Source organism: Pseudomonas sp. 2,4-D (genome assembly GCF_030418155.1).
Lineage (GTDB): Bacteria > Pseudomonadota > Gammaproteobacteria > Pseudomonadales > Pseudomonadaceae > Aquipseudomonas > Aquipseudomonas alloputida.
On record NZ_JAUHUI010000001.1, the window covers coordinates 382,516 to 398,891 of the forward strand.

Consider the following 16,376-nt stretch of genomic DNA (forward strand, 5'->3'; position numbering starts at 1 on the left):
GAAAAGAGAGCCCGGGCATGGTCCCGGGTTTTTCTTGCCTGAACGTTTGACAGGGCAGCTTTACAGCCTTTTACAAGCGAGTGGCGGTAGCGCACTTGTTATTCCCTATGGATATTAATAAATATCTTCTTATTCCTTTACGAATATTTCGCCCTCCCTATACTTGTCTCCAAGCACGCAAACTTACTGGAGGCGTCCCCATGCGCAATGAGTCGATTCGCTACCTGATTGTGCCGGGTTGGCAAGGATCGCCAGACAACCATTGGCAGAGTCACTGGCAGCGCACCCTGCCCAACAGTGCACGGGTCGAACAGCGAGACTGGCTCACCCCGCAGCGGCAGGACTGGGTGCACGCGCTGGAGCAGGCGATTGCCGCCGAGCGCTCGCCGGTGATCCTGATTGCCCACAGCCTCGGTTGCATCACTGTCGCCCATTGGGCAGCGCAGGCAAGCCCGGCCTTGCTGCGGCAGGTGCGTGGTGCACTGCTGGTGGCGCCGGCAGATGTCGAACGGCCCACTTGCGCACCCGTGCTGCGCAACTTTGCGCCGATCCCTACCGAGGTGCTGCCATTCCCTAGCCAGGTCGTCAGCTCGGACAACGACCCGGCCGTGAACGTGCCACGGGCGCTGTACCTGGCCCAGGCATGGGGCGCCGAAGCGGGTTTGCTGAGCAATGCCGGGCACATCAACGTCAAGTCCGGGCATGAGCGCTGGGAACAAGGCTTCGCCTACCTGTATCGCTTGCAGAGCCGGATCGAGCAGCGCGCACTGCGCCGCGCCTGATCGCCCTTACTGTTCACCCTTTGCCTGACGCCTGGCCATTACGGGCCTGGGGCGGGAGTTCGTCATGACGTTTCAAAACCCGTTCGGCCAGCCGCTGCTGACCTTCCCCGAGCTGGACAAGAGCCCGCTTAGCATTCGTGCCAAGGCGCTGGTGTTCATCGACCCGCGCTCGCAGCAGCTGCGCGAGGACCTTGAGCGCCTGGCGCCACAACCTTTGCCGGTGCTGATCCGTGGCGAAACCGGCACCGGCAAGGAGCTGCTGGCCCGGCAGATCCACCGTACCAGCGACCGTGGAGGGTTGTTCGTGTCCGTCAACTGCGCGGCCATCAGCCCCACCTACGCCGATGCCGAGCTGTTTGGCTATAGCGCCGGCAGCCATGGCGGTACGGCCAGCAGCCGCGCCGGCTGGTTCGGTTCGGCCAGCGGCGGCACCTTGTACCTGGACGAGATTGCCGACTTGCCACTGGCGATCCAGGGCAAGCTGCTGGCGGCCCTGGAAAACCGCGAGGTCACTCGGGTGGGCGCGCAGCAGCCCCAGCCGGTGGATGTGCGTCTGGTAGCCGCCACCAGCATCGACCTGGCCCGTGTGGTGCGTGCAGGGCGCTTCAACGAGCGCCTGTACCAGTATTTGCGCGAGGGGGCGCTGGAGCTGCCGCCGCTGCGCGAGCGGCCGGGCGATATCCTGCCGCTGGCCGAGTACTTCGCGGGCATCTACAGCGTGCGCCTGCAGCGGCCTGTGCCCTTGGTGAGCGAGGCGGCGCAGCGGGTTCTGGAGGGGCATTTCTGGCCCGGCAATACCCGCGAACTGGAGAACGTCATCCACTTTGCCTTGCTGGTCAATGACGGCGAAGAGATCCTGCCAGAAGACCTCGACCTGCCTGACCCCGCGCGTTAGACATCGCTCTTGGGTAAAGAGGCTGATGCCATTCTGTTTTTGGAATAAGCAACTAAGTAAAAGATATTGTTGCGGAATAAAAAATCTGGGTATCGTCCGCCTCACGCCCACTGGTGAACCGGTTGGGCACCCGATTCGCCATCGCCGATGGCCCAGATTCAGAACAAGGACCACCATGAAGAAGACCCTGCTGACCACTGCCCTGGCTGCTGCCCTGTCGTTCTCCGGCCTGGCCGCTGCTGCCGAGAAACTGGTGGTTGCCGCTACCCCGGTACCGCACGCCGAAATCCTCGAATTGATCAAGCCGACCCTGGCAAAAGAAGGCGTGGACCTTCAGATCAAGGTCTTCACCGATTACGTGCAGCCGAACGTGCAGGTGGACCAGAAGCGTCTGGACGCCAACTACTTCCAGACCCTGCCGTACCTGCAAAACTTCAACGAAGGCAAGGGCACCCACCTGGAAACCGTGGTGGGTGTGCACGTAGAGCCCTTCGGTGGCTACTCCAAGAAGGTCAATGCCTTGAGCGAGCTGAAAGAAGGCGCAACCGTTGCCATCCCTAACGAGGGCAGCAACAGCGGCCGTGCGCTGCTGCTGCTGCAGAAGGCCGGCCTGATTACCCTGAAAGACCCAAAGAATGCCCTGGCCACCCCCAAGGACATCGCCGAGAACCCGAAGAAGCTTAAGTTCCGCGAGCTTGAGTCGGCGATGTTGCCCCGTGTGCTGGACCAGGTCGACCTGGACATGATCAACACCAACTATGCCCTGGAAGCTGGCCTGAACCCGGCTAAAGATGCACTGGTGATCGAAGGTGCCGACTCGCCCTACGTGAACTTCCTGGTGGCCCGCCCGGACAACAAGGACAGTGAGGCCATCCAGAAACTGGCCAAGGCCCTGACCAGCCCTGAAGTGAAGGAATTCATTGCCAAGAAGTACCAGGGTGCGGTGCTGCCGGCGTTCTGATGCGCTTGCTTCACCTTGCATGACCCAACGCCGACACCTTTGTGTCGGCGTTTTCATTGCTGGGATCTCTGAAAGCTGGCGCGATCCCTGTGGGAGCGGGTTTACCCGCGAAGAATCCAACGCGGTGCATGGCACCGGCTGCGCCGGTGTTCGCGGCTAAAGCCCCACAGTGCTCGCGCAAACTTTTGGGTTTTGAGCAAGGCAGCCCCTTACGGCCCTGGCACCAATCGCAAGGTACTCTGCGCCGGTATTACCCCCATCTGTGCCTTCTGATACTGCCCCTGCACATACCCTTCGGCCTGGTCCGCGTAATGGCGGTCATACGGCACGCCACTCTGCCCAACCGGGTTGCTGGTCAGCGCCTGCCCGGCATCGACAAAGTCGATCAGCCGCCGCGTCGACGGCCCGTACGTCACCGGCCATGGCGCCGGGCCGATCTTCGCCGAAAGGTTGTTCGGTACTTCATGAGTACCCGGTGCGGCAAACGGCCCAACGTTGAACAGCAGGTTCAGCGGCTTTTTCACCCCAAGCGGATGGTTGTGGGTCAGGGTATGGGCCTTGCCCCATAGCCAGCTGGCTGGGTCCTTGCCGAAGGTGTCGCGCAAGTGGCCAAGGCTCTTCTGCCAGGCTTCGCGCACGATCGAGCTGCGGTCAGTGCGCTGGTTGGCGCCGCGGGTGTTCCACCAGGGCGACTCGGCATCGGCGGCAAGGCGCGGCAGCGCGGCATCGATGGCACGGGTGCTGATCAGCACCGGGAACCAGGTACCGCCCAATTCGTCATGCAACGCGGCATAGGCCAGCTCGTAGAGGAACTGGTTGAACAGCGTGGCACTGGTTGAGTCCAGTGGATAGTCGCCGCGCCAGGCAGCCAGCTGCTCGACCAGTTCCTTTTCCTCGTCACCCTGGGCGATCTGACGCAACGTCGCTAGCAGCGGTGCCAAGGTGCGCGGGCCGTAATCGCTGGCCGTATCGAGTTGCAGCGCCTGGCTGTTCTGCATGTCCCATTTCACCTCCGGGTTGGCCAGCTGGCGATCAAGCTGGCGGCCGCGGTCGGCGAGGTTGTAGTAGCCGGGTATCGGCACCACTGCGGGTGGCTGGTAGTTGGCCGAGACGATATAACCGCTGGCCGGATTCTCCTGTTGCGGGTTGACGCTGAAGGGGTAAAAGCCGGGTTTGTCGGCCTGGCTGCTGGCGCCGTCGAGGATGAACGCCGGGTTCACACCGTCCGGGCGAATCGGCAGTTTCGCCGCCGCCCACCAGCCGATATCGCCACGGGCATTGGCCCAGACGAAGTTCAGCCCCGGCGCCTGCACCTTGGCAGCCGCTTCGCGCATCTTGCCCAGGGTGTCGGCGCGATTGAGCTGGTAGAAGCCTTCGAGGATCGGGTTCTCGGTTTCGAGGAACGCCCACCACATGGCAATCGGCGTGGCCCCTGCCGTGGCGCCGAGGACTTCGTTGACGATTGGCCCGTGGGGTGAGCGGCGCAGGTTGATGGTGACCGGTTGCTCGCCTTTGATTGCAATCTGCTGCTCGGTCTTTTCCAGTGTGCGCCACTGGCCATCGACCATGACCTGGTCAGCGTTGGCAGGGTTGGTCTTTTCTGCGATCAGGTCGACGTCGTCGTTCTGGAACATGGTCAGGCTCCAGCCGAAGTCACGGTTGTGGCCGAGCAGAGCGAACGGGTTAAGTGCCTGAAAATAGCCGTAGAGGTTGAAGCCGGGCGCTGACAGCTCGGCCTCGTACCACACCGCAGGTACGGCAAAGCTGATGTGCGGGTCGCCAGCCAGCAACGGCTTGCCACTGCGGGTGCGGCTACCCGCGACCGCCCAGGCGTTGCTGCCTTCGAACTGCGGGATGCCGGCATCGCCCAGCGCCTCATCGCTTAAGCGCGCAAGTGTTTCCAGGCTTTGCCAGTCGGCAGCGGCCAGTGGCGTGCCCAGAGCGCCCTCGGGTTGCCAGCCAAGGTCGAATATTTTCAGGTAGTCAGGCCCTAGCTGGTCGCGGATGTAGGTCAGAGCAGGCTCGGTGCGGAACGCGGCGGCAAAACTGTAGGCCAGGTAGCCGGCGATGCTCAGCGTGTCCTCGGCGGTGAACGGTCGCGGGGTGATGCCGAGCAGGTCGAATTCCGTGGGCTTGGGGTGGCTGGCCTGCCAACTGTTGACCCCGTCGAGGTAGGCTTGCAGGGCCTGCCATGCCGGCGCCTGCGGATCCTGCCGCTTGGCCATCAGCGCGGCCTGCTCGCGTATGCGCAGGCTACGGAACAGGGTATCGGTGGGCAGTAGCTTGTCGCCGAGCACTTCGGCCAGCTCGCCACGGGCCAGGCGGCGCATGATTTCCATCTGGAACAATCGGTCCTGGGCATGCACGTAGCCCAGTGCGCGGTAAAGGTCCGGCTCGCTCTGTGCCTGCAGGTGTGGCACGCCGCGTGCGTCGTAGCGCACGCTTACCGGCGCTTGCAGGCCGGCAACGGCGACCTCGCCCTCGCGCTGCGGCAGCTTGCCCTGAACGTACCAGTACCCGGAGGCGCCAGCGGCCACGGTGACTACCACCGCCAGCAGAGTCAGGCTGCGCTTCATTCAGACTCCTTGTGCATTCAAACGAAAAATGTGGTCCGATCATCGGCGGATTCGCGAACAGAGCATAGCCCCAGGAAGGAGTTTCCATGTCCCTCAGCGAAAAACACAAAATGCTCACCGGCCAGCTCTACCACGCTGGCTGCCCTGAACTGCAGGCCGAGCAGATCGCCAACAAGCACTGGATGCATCGCTACAACAACAGTGTCGAACTGCTCAACGACGCACGCCACGGGCTGCTTGTGGAGCACTTTGGCCAGGTTGGCGAAGGCGCGGTGATTCGCCCGCCGTTCTATTGCGACTACGGCTACAACATCAGCGTTGGCCGTAATACTTTCATGAACTTCAACTGCGTGATCCTCGACGTCGTGCCGGTGCGTATCGGCGACGACTGCCAGATCGGCCCCAACGTGCAGATCTATACCGCCGACCATCCGCTCGATCCTGAAGTGCGGCGCAGCGGGCTGGAGAGCGGGCGGCCGGTGACCATCGGCAACAACGTGTGGATTGGTGGCGCGGCGATTATCCTGCCGGGGGTGACCATCGGTGATAATGCCATCGTCGGCGCCGGCAGTGTGGTGACCCGGGATGTGCCCGCGGGCGCGACGGTGGTGGGTAACCCGGCGCGGGTGCGAGGGTGATATGAAAAGCCCTGCGGTGTTGGCCGCAGGGCTTAGGTCAGGCGGGTTTGAAGCCGGGTTTGCCGTTGGCGGCGCGCCAGGCTTTTACGCGGTTGACGACGCCTTGGGGAGAGTCATCGGCATCATCACCTGGATAGTAAATGAGATCAGATCCTAGGGGATTTTCGATGATTTCTTCAAATTTGAGTGCCAAGTCGTCCAAGTGTTGTCCAAGGGCTGCCCCCTTCAAGCCTGAGCGATTTTCAAAAAATTCGCCTACAAAGGCCAGAAACTCGCTCTCTGTGAAGTCTTCGATATGATTCTTGCTGATCATTCGCTTCCCCTCTTGTTGTGGTGGTCGATATGTCGGCGGGGTGTCATTACAACAATATTGTCCAAGTCATAGACAGCGCCGCCTTTGGCTATCTCTTCAACATGGTGCAGCTCGAATGTCGCTCGTTTTCCCACGCGCTCTTGGGCGGGAACACGGGGCGCGATACCTTCGGCCATTCTGAGCCGGTTACTTAATGTGAAGTACTGCCTAAGCTCCGGGTCTGCGGCTACTTCAATCCACAATGCCTCCCGAAGCTTATCAAAGCTGGTAAATCGCCGTCCTGTGAGTCTCTGCGCAATGCGCGAAGGAATAGGCGCCGCCCCATGCTGTGAGAATGCATCCTCCAGGAATTTGTCCTGTGTGAGTTGACCGTTTCCACTGGCAACCCCCGGCAAATTCCGTGGGTTGCGCAGCATCACATAGATCGGCGCCAGTCCCGAGTCTGCCGGGAAGACGATGACGTAGTCATCAATGTGCAGGTCGGGCAACCCGGGGAATGTGCGGATATCCGGCTCCGGAGGAGCGATGATGTTGCCCGGCAGGTGCGTCTGCAGGTCCTCGACAATGGTCGCGCCCGGGATGTAGGTGCCCCTCTCGTCGTCGTACTGGCCCAAGGTCGAGGGCGGCGTTGCGGGGTGCCAAAGCAGCGTGGCACCACCGGGCCTTCCGCGGTAAAGCGATAGGCGCCGTGAGTGGCATCCCACTGAGCCTGGCGCACACGTACGTCACGCAGCACGCCGCTGCCATCAGTGGCTGCCAGGTACAGCTCGGTCTGGTTGCCTTGCGGGACGGCGTTCATCCGCAGCGGCAGCTCAAGGTTCTGGCCGACCTTGCGGTTTGCCTCCAGGGTCAGGTCCGCACCGGGCGTCATCATGGCCAGCGGGACGGTGACGCCCATGCGCTCGCCATCGCCCAGGCGCGTGGCGTAGAGCATCAGTGACGCATACCGAATGGCCGTCAGTGCAGCGCCCGTCAGCAGGCGCTGTGCAGTCTTGCCAATTGACTCGGCGAGGCTCTCCCAGATCAACTCGAATTCGGCCGTGCCACCGCGCGAGGAACTCAATATCACCGGGTGGCGAGTGCTTGCAGTCCAGGCGTTGAAGGTAATCGGGGTATTGCTGGGTGTGTGACCCGAGAGCGCCGCGAGTACTGCCTGCTCGTCGAAAGCCGCTTGCAGGGCGATGTCCGCCTGGTCTCGCAGCTGCCTGGCAGTCGTTGCATCGGTAGATGACGTACTTGCATGCTCGGCTGCTTGAGCTTGCACCTGAGCTTGCAGGGCGAGCAACTCTGGCCGTCGATCTGCAGAGGTGCGAACTGCTATGACTCGCAGGGCGAAATCGATGCGGTGAGCTTCGACCTCTAACAGGCTATGAAGCCTGCTCCAGGTAGAGTAGGCCTGCACCAGCCGCGCTCGCGCCCTGAGCATGCCGGAGGTTTCCTGTACCAGTTCGCGGCTGTGTTCCAGTGCCGCTTCCTCGGCAATGTCCTCATGCAGGTGGCGAGTGAAGGCAGTGAGCAAGTCCTGCAGTGCACTGCGCGCTATTTGGAACTCATGGGTGGCAGCAAGGATGCGGACCAGTGCTTGCTCGGCCTGATAGAGCGTTTGATCGATCTTCCGGTTGTTACTTTCTTTTAATCTGGCTGCGGACAACGCACTTCGAAGTCGATGCTGGCGCTGTATCAACTCGCTGCTTTGCTGCTCTAGCAACTTGGCCTCGAACGCGGCCCGGTAGGATGCGAGCCACGCGGTGCGTGGATCTGCTGGCCCGTTGGGGGCGCGGGTGACAGCCAGGAACTCCTGAAAGGAGCGATGCTCCGGGGCTTTGCCATAGAAGCTGTTGGCTTGTTGGCGGGCAGCTTCCAGGCGTGGCCCAAGCTGCGTCTGAAGCTGGCTGATCGCCGCGATTCTTCGCTCGATTGCCTGGACTTCGCTCAGGCCGGCCAGCGAGCCGGCTTGAGCGAGAATGGCCTGGTCGAGATCCTGGTCAAGTGCGGCCTGGCGCTGCTCATGGGCTTGCTTGACCTGCCGCTTGTCGTTTTCGATCTGTGGAATCAGATCGATGACGAGGCTGCCTGGACGGAAGCTGGATACCAGCTGATAAGGTATGCGGTTGTGGCCCCAGAAAACGCCAGGGACGAAGATCGGGCGCGTGCCGTGGACATGGCTATCGGGCAGCTCGGTGAAGCCTTGTGGTGACATACAGTTTCTCCATTGATCTGTATGTCGCTACGGTAAAAATCCTCCCATGGGTCGAAGCTGTAGATATCTATGGGGTACCCACTATCTACCAAGGGCAGTAGCACCCTATTGCCAAGGTATTGGTTGCCTGCACCGGACGGCCTTCAAGCAAGGCCTTGATGATAGGCTCCACGAAACTGTTGCTGGCGTTGCACACCGCACCTTCGCTGTAGGGGCCGAAGTAGGCCAGGTTGCCTTGCCGGTCCCAGATGGCCACGGCCGGAGAGGCAGGCAGGTGCTCGCTGCCGGGCAGGTGGGTGATGGGTTGCAAGCTGCCGATATTGGCCGGTAGCTGGCCGTGGCTGCCGGGCTTTTGCAGCACGTGGAAGGTAACGTCGTGGCCTGCAAACTGGCTGATAAGGTCGCCCAGGTGCTGTTGGTTGCCGACGTTGCATGGGCAGGCCGGGTCCCAGAAATGCACCACGCGGATCGGGCCAGTACCGGCCAGCTCGGCAGGTAGCTGTAACTGGCTGCCGTCGAACAGCGTGGCCTGGTTGTCGAACGGGCGCAGGTAGCGAGCCTGAAAGGCGCTGTAGGCCTGCCAGAGGATTACGGCGCCGACCAACAAGGCGATGACCGTGCACAGCGGTTTGATGATTCGGCTATTCATGAAGAGTCGGTGGCCCTTGTGGAAGCAACTGTCTTGCTCAATTTCTAAAAGCTGGCGCGATCCCCGTGGGAGCGGCCTTGCGTCGCGAAAGGGCCGCGCAGCGGCCCCAGGTCTCGGCATCATGCATAGATCGCTGGGGCCGCTTTGCGGCCCTTTCGCGACACAAGGCCGCTCCCACAATTAGTTCGATGCTGGTTGTTCGAGGTGAGCAAGCTTGCCATGGCGCCGGCCAGAGCTGAAGATTCCAGATCAATACTTGCATCAATGTGGATGTACCCGATGCCCCCTGCCTTTCACCCCGACCGCCTGCGCACAAGCCTGGCGCCGTTCACCACTCGCCAGCCACTGTCGGCACAAGCGCAGGACTACCAGCGCTTCTATGGCCTGGACCTGCCGGCACACAGCTGGCTGGGCGGCTTCCAGGCGGCGGGGTTCGACCTGGTCGGGCAGGCCTGGCTACCCGACCAGCCCAGCGCGACGTTGTTCCTGCTGCACGGCTATTACGACCACATGGGCCTCTACCAGCATGTGATTGCGTGGGCACTCAAGCAAGGTTTTGCGGTGATCAGTTGCGACCTGCCCGGCCACGGCCTGTCCAGCGGCGAGCGGGCCAGCATCAATGACTTTGCGGTGTACCAGCAGGTGCTGGAGGCCTTGTTCGAACAGGCGCACACGCTGCAACTGCCGCACCCGTGGCATCTTTGTGGGCAGAGCACGGGGGGGGCGATTGCCGTGGACCATCTGCTGCACCAGGGCGCACGCAGCCCCGTCGATGGCCAGGTCATCCTGCTGGCCCCGCTGGTGCGGCCAAGTTCCTGGCGTTGGTCGAAGTTCAGTTATTGCGTGCTGCGCCACTTCGTCAATGGCATCGAACGGCGCTTCAGTGAGAACACCAACGACCCGGCCTTCCTGCCGTTCCTGGAGGCCGACCCGCTGCAACCGCGTCGCCTGCCAACGGCCTGGGTGGGCGCACTGATTGCCTGGGTCAAACGCATCGAGGCTGCGCCGCGTAGTGCGCGTCGGCCATTGATCGTGCAGGGGGAGGCGGATGGCACGGTGGACTGGCCCCACAACCTCGAAGTGCTCAAGGCCAAGTTTGCCGAGCCACAGATCCTGATGCTGCCCGAAGCCCGTCACCACCTGGCCAACGAGTTGCCGGGCATCCGCCAGCGCTACTTCGACTTCATCGACCAGCGCCTGGGCTGATCACTTCAGGTCGTTGGTGCTCTGGCCAACCGCCAGGCCGGCACGTACAGCGGCCAGGGCCGCCTGGTAGTAAGCCTTGCCCTCGGGCGACTCGGCAAAGGTGGCGAACGCTTCCAGCTCGGCATCGGACAGGTCGCGGTAGACGTACAACAGGGTGTTGTTCAGGTCTTCGCCAATCTGCCCCATCAACCGCTGGCGCTGGCCATCCAGCAGGCTCTGGGCCTGGCCGCCGCTGAACAGGCCGGGGATCATCGAGCTGAGGCTGTCGGCGGCTACACCGGCAATGGCAAGGCTGACTTCGGCGCCGGCTTCCCGCGCAGGCAGGGCTTGGGCCAGGTGGCCGATGATCAGCAGACGATCGTCGCTGGCCTGGATCTTGGGCAGGCCTTTGGCGTTCTTGGCCAGTTCGTCCTTGCGGGTGGCCTTGAGCTCGGCCGCCACCACTTTGCGCCCCAGCGGCGACTGGAAGAAGGCCAGGGCTGGTGCCGGGTCGGCCAGGGTGGCGCGCAGCTTTGCCTGGGCGCGACGGTCCACCGCCTGGGCCTGGAAGCGCTGGTTGCTGTTGTTGACCAGCGCCTGGTACACGGCGGGTGGCAAACTGTTGCGGTAGCGCTCCTGGGCAGCGGTCAGGGCATCGTTGAAGTGGGCGCGCTGGTCGGGCCAGCCGGCAGCCTTGTACAGTTGATTCAGGTTGTCTGCCCAGACAGGCATGGTGCAGATCATCAGCAGAATCAGGGAAAACAGACGGCGCATTCAGGACTCCTGTCGGCAGGTGGCTATTGTCCTTGGCCCGGCGCCGGTTTGTCGAGATATCCGCGTGTTTCTCGGCCAAGTGGCGCTGTGCGGCGACAGGGCGAATGGATATGATGCGCGCCATGCACATATCCCCTGAACACCCGATGCTTGCGGCCGTCGTCGACGATCTGGCCACCCATGGCTGGTCCCAGCAGGCGCAATTTCTGCCTGCCGACCTGGTGCGCGCACTTGCAGCCGAGTGCCGGCGCCGTGATGCCGAAGGCGAACTCAACCCCGCAGGGGTTGGGCGGGGAGCTGCCCAGGAGGTGCGCGAAACCATTCGCGGTGACCAGATCCAGTGGGTCGACCCGGGGCAGGCCGAGGCCTGCGACCAGTACCTGGCGGCCATGGATCAGCTGCGCCTGGCAATCAACCAAGGCCTTTTCCTGGGCCTGGAAGACTTTGAATGCCACTTTGCCCTGTATCCATCGGGGGCGTTCTATCGCCGGCACCTGGACCGCTTCCGCGACGATGACCGGCGCATGGTCTCGGCGGTGCTTTACCTCAATGAAGGCTGGCAACCGCATGACGGTGGCCAGTTGCGCATGTTCCTGGCCAACGGTGTCGAGCACGATGTCGAGCCAGTGGCCGGTTGCCTGGTGGTATTCCTGTCGGGCGAAGTGCCTCACGAAGTACTGCCGGCCGGGCGTGAGCGGCTGTCATTGACCGGCTGGTTCAGGCGGCGTGGCAATGACCCGTTCTGATAGGCCCAAGGTGCTGGTGAGCGCCTGCCTGTTGGGGCAGCCAGTTCGCTATGACGGCCGGGCCAGCGGCCATCCCGATTTGTTGCAGCAGTGGCAGGCCGAAGGGCGCGTGGTGCCGTTGTGCCCCGAGGTAGCAGGCGGCTTGCCGACACCGCGGCCGCCAGCGGAGATACCGGGCGGGCAGGGTAGCGCAGTGCTCGATGGCGACACGCAGGTGCTGACAGTGACGGGCGAAGATGTCAGTGCCGAGTTTCTGGCCGGGGCGCGGCTGGCGCTGGAGCTGGTGCGCCGGCATGGCATCCGCGTGGCGGTGCTGAAGTCTGGCAGCCCTTCGTGTGGCAACCGGTTGACCTATGACGGCACCTTCAGTGGTGTGAAAGTGGCGGGGGAAGGGGTAACCACGGCGCTGCTGCGGCGGGCGGGGGTGCAGGTGTTCAGCGAGCTGGAACTGGACCAGGCGCAGCGGGCTTTGGCTGATATATCTGTTTGAACCTGTACCGGCCCTTTCGCGGGTGAACCCGCTCCTACAGGGACCGCACTGTACCCAAGGCCTGTAGGAGCGGGTTTACCCGCGAAGAGGCCGGTACAGGTTGCAAAGAAGACCTCACTGCGCAGCAGTCTCCTGCACACCCTTGAACCACTTCTGCTCAAGCTCGGCAGTCCGGCCACTGTCTTTCAAACGCTGCAACGCATTGTTTACGGCACTTTCAAAAGCCGGGTTATCCTTCTGAAACGGGATCACCAGCTTCTTCTCGCCAATCGGCAGGCTCACATCGAGCGGGCCGTCGCCTGTGAGCGATTCACTCGACGGAGCGAATGCGATGTCGTACTTGCCACTCTCGACACCCGCCAGCACTTCGGTCGCCGGGGCTTCGACGAACTCGGCGCGCAAGTCCAGTTCCTTGGCCAGGGCCTGGCCAAATTCGATGTCGAAACCTGTCAGGTGGTCGTCTTGTTTGAAGGCGTATGGCGAGTTCTCGGCCTGTACGGCAATGCGCAGTTCGCCCCGGTCGGCGATTTCGTCGATCAGCTCCGCCTGAGCCAATGGACTGATCAGTACTGCCAGCAGTACCCCTATGGTCGAACGCATGTATGCCCCTTTTCTTTTAGCAGTTTGAAATCGATCGCCACGGCTTTCTTCCTCGCCGTGATCGAGCGCAGCCTATGACCTTCAAGCCTCGGCATTGTTTAACCCTGACGGAAATATTTCTGTCAGGCAATGTGAACACCTTGGCGGTTATTTCAACTAAGGTGAACTACCGCCGCTTTTGGATGACAGGCTGCGGTCAATAAGTGAACCACAGGAGAAGTGAATGAACAGCCTATTTTCGCGTGCTGCCGTTGCCGGTCTGCTGATGGGGGCGTCGGTGTTCGCCAGTGCCGCAGACGCCCTGAAGAGCCAGGAGCCGCCCAAGGAGGCGAAGGTCTTCATCGTTTCCCCCGCCGATGGTGCCACGGTCGACAAGACCTTCACCGTCAAGTTCGGTATCGAGGGTATGGGCCTCAAACCTGCGGGTGACCAAACCCCGCACACCGGGCACCACCATCTGCTGGTGGATGTCGACAAAGAGCCGGTTGCTGACATGCCACTGCCAACCAGCCTGATGCCAGAGGCCGGCGTCGCACTGCCGGCGGGGCCGCAAGTACTGCACTTCGGCAAGGCACAGACCGAAACCAGCATTACCCTGACCCCGGGCAAGCACACCCTGCAACTGATTCTGGGTGACCAGTATCATGTGCCGTTCAAGCCTAGCGTCGAGTCGAAGAAGATCACGGTTGAAGTGAAATAAAAAAGGGAGGCCACCAGGGCCTCCCTTTTTCATACCGCCAGCGACCTTAGAACAGGACGCGCGAACGGATGGTGCCTTTGACCTGTTGCAGTTTTTCCTGCGCCAGGTCCGAGTACTCGGCGTCAACGTCGATTACCACGTAACCGACTTTCTCGTTGGTCTGCAGGAACTGACCGGAGATGTTGATACCGTTCTCAGCGAAGACCTTGTTGATCTCGCTGAGCACGCCCGGGATGTTTTCGTGAATGTGCAGCAGACGGTGTTTGCCTGGGTGTGCTGGCAGGGCCACTTCCGGGAAGTTGACCGAGGACACCGAAGTACCGTTGTCGCTGTACTTGACCAGTTTCTCGGCCACTTCCAGGCCGATGTTGGCCTGGGCTTCGGCGGTGGAACCACCAATGTGCGGCGTCAGGATCACGTTGTCGAGGCCGCGCAGCGGGCTTTCGAACTCTTCGTCGTTGGAGCGTGGCTCGACCGGGAACACGTCGATGGCGGCGCCGATCAGGTGCTTGTCCTTGATGGCAGCGGCCAGGTGGTCCAGCTCGACCACGGTGCCACGGGCGGCGTTGATCAGGATCGCGCCCTTCTTCATCGAGCGGATTTCCTTCTCGCCGATCATCCACTGGGTGGATGGCAGCTCAGGCACGTGCAGCGAGACGATGTCAGCCAGGCCCAGCAGCTCGTTCAGGCTGGTGACCTGCACGGCGTTGCCCAGTGGCAGCTTGGTCAGCGGGTCGAAGAAGTACACCTGCATGCCCATGTTCTCAGCCAGTACCGAAAGCTGGGTACCAATCGAGCCGTAGCCGACGATGCCCAGTTTCTTGCCGCGGATTTCGAACGAGTTGGCCGCGCTCTTGATCCAGCCGCCACGGTGGCAGGAGGCGTTCTTCTCAGGGATGCCGCGCAGCAGCAGGATGGCTTCGGCCAGTACCAGCTCGGCGACCGAGCGGGTGTTGGAGTATGGCGCGTTGAACACGGCGATACCGCGCTCGCGGGCAGCTTCCAGGTCAACCTGGTTGGTACCGATGCAGAAGCAGCCAACAGCGACCAGTTTCTTGGCGCAGTCGAAGATCTCTTCGGTGAGCTGGGTACGCGAACGGATGCCGATGAAGTGGGCATCGGCGATCTTTTCCTTCAGCTCGGCTTCCGGCAACGAACCAGTGAGGTATTCGATGTTGGTGTAGCCGGCGGCCTTGAGGGTATCGACCGCGTTCTGGTGCACACCTTCAAGAAGAAGGAACCGGATCTTGCTCTTGTCGAGAGAAGTCTTGCTCATCTGCGTAAACCTGTATCCCGGAGATAAATTGGCGAGGGGTGATGCCAGGCGCGAGGGCAGCCTTAGCATGAACAGCGGGAGGGCTATGCTAGCATACGCGACACAATCTGAGCTTATCCCGACAGGTGAAGAGTGCTCAGGGTGACCATGAATAAGTCGAGAGTTCCAGCGATGACCCATCCCGCTGTTATTGAAGAACTGATGACCCTTGTCGACCCTGGCAAGGTCCTGACTGACCCGGTTTCCCTCGAAGCGTATGGCAAGGACTGGACCAAGCATTACCCGCCTGCGCCCAGCGCCATCGTCTTTCCCAAAACGGTAGAACAGGTGCAAGCCATTGTGCACTGGGCCAATGCGCACAAGGTGGCGCTGGTGCCCTCTGGCGGGCGCACCGGGCTTTCTGCCGGCGCCGTGGCGGCCAATGGCGAGGTTGTCGTCGCCTTCGACTACATGAACCAGATCCTTGGCTTCAATGCTTTCGACCGTACTGTGGTTTGCCAGCCAGGGGTCGTCACCCGCCAGCTGCAAACCTACGCCGAAGAGCAAGGCCTTTATTACCCGGTGGACTTCGCTTCCAGCGGTTCCAGCCAGATTGGCGGCAATATCGGTACCAATGCCGGCGGGATCAAGGTGATTCGTTACGGTATGACCCGCAACTGGGTGGCCGGACTGAAAGTGATCACCGGCAAGGGCGAGTTGCTGGAGCTGAACAAAGACCTGATCAAGAACGCCACCGGCTACGACCTGCGCCAGCTGTTCATCGGTGCCGAGGGCACGCTGGGCTTCGTGGTCGAGGCCACCATGCGCCTGGACCGCGCACCGCGCAACCTCACCGCCATGGTGCTGGGCACACCGGACTTCGACTCGATCATGCCGGTGCTGCACGCCTTCCAGGGCAAACTGGACCTGACCGCTTTCGAGTTCTTCTCCGACAAGGGGTTGGCCAAGATCCTCGCCCGCGGCGATGTGCCTGCGCCCTTCGCGACGGATTGCCCGTTCTATGCGCTGCTGGAGTTCGAGGCCAGCACTGAAGACGTGGCCAACGAAGCATTGGCTACCTTCGAGCATTGCGTCGAGCAGGGTTGGGTGCTGGATGGGGTGATGAGCCAGAGCGAAACCCAGCTGAAAAACCTGTGGAAGCTGCGCGAGTACCTGTCGGAAACCATCTCGCACTGGACACCGTACAAGAACGACATTTCCGTCACCGTCTCGAAAGTGCCTGCGTTCCTGCGCGACATCGACGCCATCGTCTCAGCGCATTACCCGGACTATGAAGTGGTGTGGTACGGCCATATTGGTGACGGCAACCTGCACCTGAACATCCTCAAGCCTGAGCATATGAGCAAGGACGACTTCTTCGCTTCGTGTGCCAAGGTCAACAAGTGGGTGTTCGAGATCGTCGAGCGTTACAACGGGTCGATTTCTGCCGAGCATGGCGTGGGCATGACCAAGCGTGACTACCTGGGCTACAGCCGCTCCCCCGAAGAAATCGCCTGCATGAAGGCAATAAAGGCCGTGTTCGACCCTAACGGCATCATGAATCCGGGTAAGATCTTCGCACCTGAATAAAAAGCAGTATCCAGAAGGAGTC

Annotated in this window: 17 protein-coding genes; 9 read left to right on the plus strand and 8 right to left on the minus strand. The window is 61.7% G+C overall.

Features of this window, described 5'->3' with window-relative positions; all coding sequences use genetic code 11:
• Nucleotides 1-200: 200 nt before the first annotated feature.
• The 3 genes from QYE47_RS01805 to QYE47_RS01815 all read left to right on the plus strand — a co-directional run bounded on the left by QYE47_RS01805 (nucleotide 201) and on the right by QYE47_RS01815 (nucleotide 2,638).
• Nucleotides 201-782, plus strand: a complete 582-nt coding sequence (locus QYE47_RS01805) for an alpha/beta hydrolase (RefSeq protein ID WP_014592774.1) — start codon at nucleotides 201-203, stop codon at nucleotides 780-782.
• A 64-nt stretch (nucleotides 783-846) separates the two neighbouring features.
• Nucleotides 847-1,677: a sigma 54-interacting transcriptional regulator gene (locus QYE47_RS01810; RefSeq protein ID WP_010955696.1), complete on the plus strand. Its 831-nt coding sequence runs from the start codon at nucleotides 847-849 to the stop codon at nucleotides 1,675-1,677.
• 175 nt (nucleotides 1,678-1,852) lie between these two features.
• Complete coding sequence (locus tag QYE47_RS01815; RefSeq protein ID WP_014592773.1) at nucleotides 1,853-2,638, plus strand: MetQ/NlpA family ABC transporter substrate-binding protein; 786 nt, start codon at nucleotides 1,853-1,855, stop codon at nucleotides 2,636-2,638.
• A gap of 209 nt (nucleotides 2,639-2,847) precedes the next feature.
• Here QYE47_RS01815 and QYE47_RS01820 read toward each other — a convergent pair whose 3' ends face one another.
• Nucleotides 2,848-5,214: a penicillin acylase family protein gene (locus QYE47_RS01820; RefSeq protein ID WP_070384449.1), complete on the minus strand. Its 2,367-nt coding sequence runs from the start codon at nucleotides 5,212-5,214 to the stop codon at nucleotides 2,848-2,850.
• A gap of 86 nt (nucleotides 5,215-5,300) precedes the next feature.
• On the opposite strand from QYE47_RS01820, the gene QYE47_RS01825 reads away from it, so the two are divergent.
• Nucleotides 5,301-5,852, plus strand: coding sequence for a sugar O-acetyltransferase (locus QYE47_RS01825; protein ID WP_019439110.1), 552 nt, complete (start codon nucleotides 5,301-5,303; stop codon nucleotides 5,850-5,852).
• 37 nt (nucleotides 5,853-5,889) lie between these two features.
• On the opposite strand, the gene QYE47_RS01830 is transcribed toward QYE47_RS01825, so the two are convergent.
• The 4 genes from QYE47_RS01830 to QYE47_RS01850 all read right to left on the minus strand — a co-directional run bounded on the left by QYE47_RS01830 (nucleotide 5,890) and on the right by QYE47_RS01850 (nucleotide 9,014).
• A complete protein-coding gene (locus tag QYE47_RS01830; protein WP_014592770.1) occupies nucleotides 5,890-6,165 on the minus strand; it encodes a bacteriocin immunity protein in 276 nt (91 codons plus the stop codon).
• Entirely contained in the window at nucleotides 6,162-6,695 is a 534-nt protein-coding gene (locus QYE47_RS01835; protein WP_367317242.1) for an S-type pyocin domain-containing protein, read from the minus strand. The genes QYE47_RS01830 and QYE47_RS01835 overlap by 4 nt, the downstream gene beginning before the upstream one ends.
• A complete protein-coding gene (locus QYE47_RS27255) occupies nucleotides 6,581-8,365 on the minus strand; it encodes an S-type pyocin domain-containing protein (protein ID WP_014592769.1) in 1,785 nt (594 codons plus the stop codon). The genes QYE47_RS01835 and QYE47_RS27255 overlap by 115 nt, the downstream gene beginning before the upstream one ends.
• Nucleotides 8,366-8,450: 85 nt before the next feature.
• Complete coding sequence (locus QYE47_RS01850) at nucleotides 8,451-9,014, minus strand: DUF6436 domain-containing protein (protein WP_014592768.1); 564 nt, start codon at nucleotides 9,012-9,014, stop codon at nucleotides 8,451-8,453.
• A 279-nt stretch (nucleotides 9,015-9,293) separates the two neighbouring features.
• Here QYE47_RS01850 and QYE47_RS01855 point away from each other — a divergent pair, with 279 nt between their 5' ends.
• Nucleotides 9,294-10,220 carry an alpha/beta hydrolase gene (locus tag QYE47_RS01855; RefSeq protein WP_014592767.1) on the plus strand — a complete coding sequence of 309 codons (927 nt, stop codon included), beginning with the start codon at nucleotides 9,294-9,296 and terminating at the stop codon, nucleotides 10,218-10,220.
• On the opposite strand, the gene QYE47_RS01860 is transcribed toward QYE47_RS01855, so the two are convergent.
• Entirely contained in the window at nucleotides 10,221-10,973 is a 753-nt protein-coding gene (locus QYE47_RS01860) for a DUF2059 domain-containing protein (RefSeq protein ID WP_014592766.1), read from the minus strand.
• A 113-nt stretch (nucleotides 10,974-11,086) separates the two neighbouring features.
• On the opposite strand from QYE47_RS01860, the gene QYE47_RS01865 reads away from it, so the two are divergent.
• Nucleotides 11,087-11,719, plus strand: coding sequence for a 2OG-Fe(II) oxygenase (locus QYE47_RS01865; RefSeq protein WP_014592765.1), 633 nt, complete (start codon nucleotides 11,087-11,089; stop codon nucleotides 11,717-11,719).
• Nucleotides 11,706-12,209 (plus strand): DUF523 domain-containing protein, encoded by a 504-nt coding sequence (locus QYE47_RS01870; protein ID WP_019439115.1) that lies wholly within the window; start codon nucleotides 11,706-11,708, stop codon nucleotides 12,207-12,209. Before QYE47_RS01865 ends, QYE47_RS01870 begins: the two co-directional genes overlap by 14 nt.
• Before the next feature lie 114 nt (nucleotides 12,210-12,323).
• On the opposite strand, the gene QYE47_RS01875 is transcribed toward QYE47_RS01870, so the two are convergent.
• Entirely contained in the window at nucleotides 12,324-12,809 is a 486-nt protein-coding gene (locus QYE47_RS01875; RefSeq protein ID WP_014592763.1) for a transporter substrate-binding domain-containing protein, read from the minus strand.
• A gap of 223 nt (nucleotides 12,810-13,032) precedes the next feature.
• Here QYE47_RS01875 and QYE47_RS01880 point away from each other — a divergent pair, with 223 nt between their 5' ends.
• Nucleotides 13,033-13,509 carry a DUF4399 domain-containing protein gene (locus QYE47_RS01880; protein ID WP_014592762.1) on the plus strand — a complete coding sequence of 159 codons (477 nt, stop codon included), beginning with the start codon at nucleotides 13,033-13,035 and terminating at the stop codon, nucleotides 13,507-13,509.
• Between the two features lie 46 nt (nucleotides 13,510-13,555).
• Here QYE47_RS01880 and serA read toward each other — a convergent pair whose 3' ends face one another.
• Nucleotides 13,556-14,785 (minus strand): phosphoglycerate dehydrogenase, encoded by a 1,230-nt coding sequence (gene serA / locus QYE47_RS01885; protein WP_014592761.1) that lies wholly within the window; start codon nucleotides 14,783-14,785, stop codon nucleotides 13,556-13,558.
• A gap of 171 nt (nucleotides 14,786-14,956) precedes the next feature.
• On the opposite strand from serA, the gene QYE47_RS01890 reads away from it, so the two are divergent.
• Nucleotides 14,957-16,354, plus strand: a complete 1,398-nt coding sequence (locus QYE47_RS01890) for an FAD-binding oxidoreductase (protein ID WP_019439116.1) — start codon at nucleotides 14,957-14,959, stop codon at nucleotides 16,352-16,354.
• The last annotated feature ends 22 nt before the right edge of the window (nucleotides 16,355-16,376 follow it).